Origin of the sequence: Stenotrophomonas sp. TWI809, assembly GCF_039673205.1 — a bacterium.
Taxonomy (GTDB): domain Bacteria; phylum Pseudomonadota; class Gammaproteobacteria; order Xanthomonadales; family Xanthomonadaceae; genus Stenotrophomonas.
This window is the reverse complement of record NZ_JBDJLE010000049.1, coordinates 1-2,874: the sequence shown is the minus strand read 5'-3', so window position 1 is coordinate 2,874 and position 2,874 is coordinate 1. Positions and strand designations below refer to the sequence as shown.

General features: G+C 67.9%; 3 protein-coding genes. All 3 read left to right on the top strand.

Annotated elements, in window-relative coordinates; translation table 11 throughout:
* Positions 1-239 precede the first annotated feature (239 nt).
* The 3 genes from mgtE (at position 240) to ABE472_RS18775 (ending at position 2,749) form a co-directional block, all read left to right on the top strand.
* Complete coding sequence (gene mgtE / locus ABE472_RS18785) at positions 240-1,601, top strand: magnesium transporter (RefSeq protein ID WP_123728558.1); 1,362 nt, start codon at positions 240-242, stop codon at positions 1,599-1,601.
* A 13-nt stretch (positions 1,602-1,614) separates the two neighbouring features.
* Positions 1,615-1,881 (top strand): hypothetical protein, encoded by a 267-nt coding sequence (locus ABE472_RS18780; RefSeq protein WP_152153549.1) that lies wholly within the window; start codon positions 1,615-1,617, stop codon positions 1,879-1,881.
* Positions 1,882-1,948: 67 nt separating this feature from the next.
* Positions 1,949-2,749 (top strand): prolyl oligopeptidase family serine peptidase, encoded by an 801-nt coding sequence (locus tag ABE472_RS18775; protein WP_346466779.1) that lies wholly within the window; start codon positions 1,949-1,951, stop codon positions 2,747-2,749.
* The last annotated feature ends 125 nt before the right edge of the window (positions 2,750-2,874 follow it).

Below are 2,874 nucleotides of genomic sequence, written 5' to 3'. Positions count from 1 at the left end.
TTATTTTTGGGGGGGGGGGGGGGGGGGGGGGCGTGTATTTTTTTTTCGTGGTGTTGCGGTGGGGGGGGGGGCGGCCCCCCGCCCGGCACTACCGTCGTTGAATGCGTGCGTCCCACGCGCATCGCCGTCTGCGCGCTACCCGATTGACACACAAGCACGCGATAATGACGCGGTGACCACCGCCCATGCCGCATCCTCTACCGGATAGCGGCCTTTTTCTTTTTCCGCAGGAGCTGCGCATGGCCGAAGCCGTACGCCACGACAAGACGGCGCGCCAGCTGCGGCTGTTGTCCGATGCACTGGACAGCGGGCGGCTGGGTCCGGTCCGTCGGTTGGTCAATACCCTGGCGCCGGCGGAAATCGGCAACCTGCTCGAATCGCTGCCGCCGGGCAAGCGTGAGATCGTCTGGGGCCTGGTGGATCCGGAAGACGACGGCGAGGTACTGGTCCACGTCGGCGAGGAAGTGCGCGAAAGCCTGCTGGCCGACATGGACCCGGACGAGATCATCGCCGCGGTCGAAGATCTGGACATCGATGACCTGGCCGATCTGGTCGAAGACCTGCCGGACACGGTCATCGATGAAGTGCTCAAGTCGATGGACCGCGAGAACCGCGAGCGGCTTGAGCAGGTGCTGTCCTATCCCGAGGACAGCGCCGGCCGCCTGATGAACCCGGACGTGGTCACCGTGCGCGCCGACGTCAATGTCGATGTGGTGCTGCGCTACCTGCGCCTGCGCGGCGAACTGCCCGACCACACCGATCACCTGTTCGTGGTCAGTCGCCGCCACCAGTACCTGGGCCGCCTGTCGCTGGCCGCGCTGGTGACGCACGAGGACAACACGCCGATCAACCGCCTGATCGATGACGAGCAGCCGGCGATCGATGTCGGCGAGAGCGCCGATGAAGTCGCGCGCCAGTTCTCCGATCATGACTGGGTGTCCGCGCCGGTGGTGGACGACAACAACATCCTGCTCGGCCGCATCACCATCGATGACGTGGTCGACATCATCCGGTCGCAGGCCGAGCACCAGGCGCTGGGCGCCGCCGGCCTGGACGAAGAAGAAGATCTGTTCTCGCCGATCAAGCGCGCCGTGCGCGGCCGCGTGGTCTGGCTGGGCATCAACCTGTGCACCGCGTTCCTGGCGGCCAGCGTGATCGGCCAGTTCGAGCTGACCCTGCAGAAGGTGGTGGCGCTGGCGGTGCTGATGCCGATCGTGGCCGGCGTGGGCGGCAATGCCGCCGTGCAGGTGCTGACCCTGATGGTGCGCGGCATCGCGCTGGGCCAGGTCGGCCAGAGCAACGCGCGCATCCTGCTGTGGAAGGAATCACGCGTCGCCTTGATCAACGGCACCCTGATCGGCACCGTGGTCGGCATCATCGCCTACCTCTGGTTCCACAGCTTCCTGCTGTCGCTGGTGATCACCCTGGCGCTGATCATCAACTTCTGCGCCGCGGCCCTGGCCGGTGTGCTGCTGCCGCTGCTGCTCAAGCGCATGAACGTGGACCCGGCCGTGGCCGGTACCGTGGTGGTGACCGCTGTCACCGATGTCATGGGCTTCTTCAGCTTCCTCGGCCTGGCCAGCCTGATCCTGCTGCACTGACCCTGGACACCGCATGGCCCTGACCCTCGACAACTACTTCCAGCCCGGCTGGCGCGACGCGACGTATACCTGCGCCGCCTGCGAATGGCAGGGCAGCGCGCGGCAGATGCCGATGGAACTGCACGAAGACGAAGCGCAGTTCGACTGCCCGCAGTGCGAGAACCCGATCCTGCTGGTGGTCCACCCCAGTCTGGCGCAGGTGCAGGCGGCCGCCGCCGACGGTCACCCCGAGGCGATCGAACAGCTGGACATCCTGGCTGCGGCCCCGCGCCCGCACTGATGCACTGCAAGATGCTCCGGCGCGCCACCGGGCCTAGACTGAAAACGATTTCAATCAAGGCACGACGATGGCACGACGTTGGAGTGGATGGCTGCTCTGGGCAGTGGCGATGATGACGGTGGCCGGCTGCGCGAGCACCCCGGCGGCCTCCGGTGGCCAGTTCGTCGGCCGTGCGGTCAAGGTGGATGGCCATACCGCGTATTACCAGGTGTTCGTGCCGCGCAACGCCGCCGCCTCACGCGGCCAATTGCCGGTCGTCCTGTTCCTGCATGGCTCCGGTGAGCGTGGCCGCGACGGCCGCCGCCAGACTCAGGCCGGGCTGGGGCCCTACCTGCGCCAGCACACCTCCACCTTCCCCGCGCTGGTGGTGTTGCCGCAGACCCCGGATGACCAGGAATGGTCGGGCGAGAACAACCGCATCGCGCTGGCTGCACTGGATGCCGCCATCGCCGAGTTTGGGGCCGACCCGCAGCGGCAGTACCTGACCGGGATGTCGATGGGCGGCTACGGCAGCTGGAACATCGCGCTGGAGCACCCGGACCGGTTTGCCGCGATCGTGCCGGTCTGCGGCGCGGTGCTGTCCCCGCACCAGAGCCGCCCGGACCTGCAGGTGGAGGCCGTGGCCGGCCAGCGCGACCCGTACGCCGCCATCGCCCAGCGCCTGCGCAACGTCCCGATCTGGATGTTCCATGGCGCGCTGGACGACCTGGTACCGCCGGATGACGACCGCAAGCTGCACGCCGCGTTCCAGCAGGCCGGTGCGAAGGACGTGCGCTACACCGAGTACCCCGAAGGCAACCACAACGCCTGGGACGCCACCTATGCCGATGCGGCGATGTGGGCGTGGATGTTCGCGCAGAACCGTTGATGGATCACGGTGGCCGCGACGCTTGACGGGTGGCCACGATCGGTAGTGCCGGCCGCTGGCCGGCTCTGCAGAGGTCCCCGGAGTGGGGGGGGGGGGGGGGGGGGGCGGGCCAACCCCCCCCCCAC

What these genes read in the sequence shown, in the direction of transcription:
- ABE472_RS18775 (WP_346466779.1), top strand. Translation starts at nt 1,949, where the DNA reads ATGGCACGACGTTGGAGTGGATGGCTGCTCTGGGCAGTGGCGATGATG.
- mgtE (WP_123728558.1), top strand. Translation starts at nt 240, where the DNA reads ATGGCCGAAGCCGTACGCCACGACAAGACGGCGCGCCAGCTGCGGCTG.
- ABE472_RS18780 (WP_152153549.1), top strand. Translation starts at nt 1,615, where the DNA reads ATGGCCCTGACCCTCGACAACTACTTCCAGCCCGGCTGGCGCGACGCG.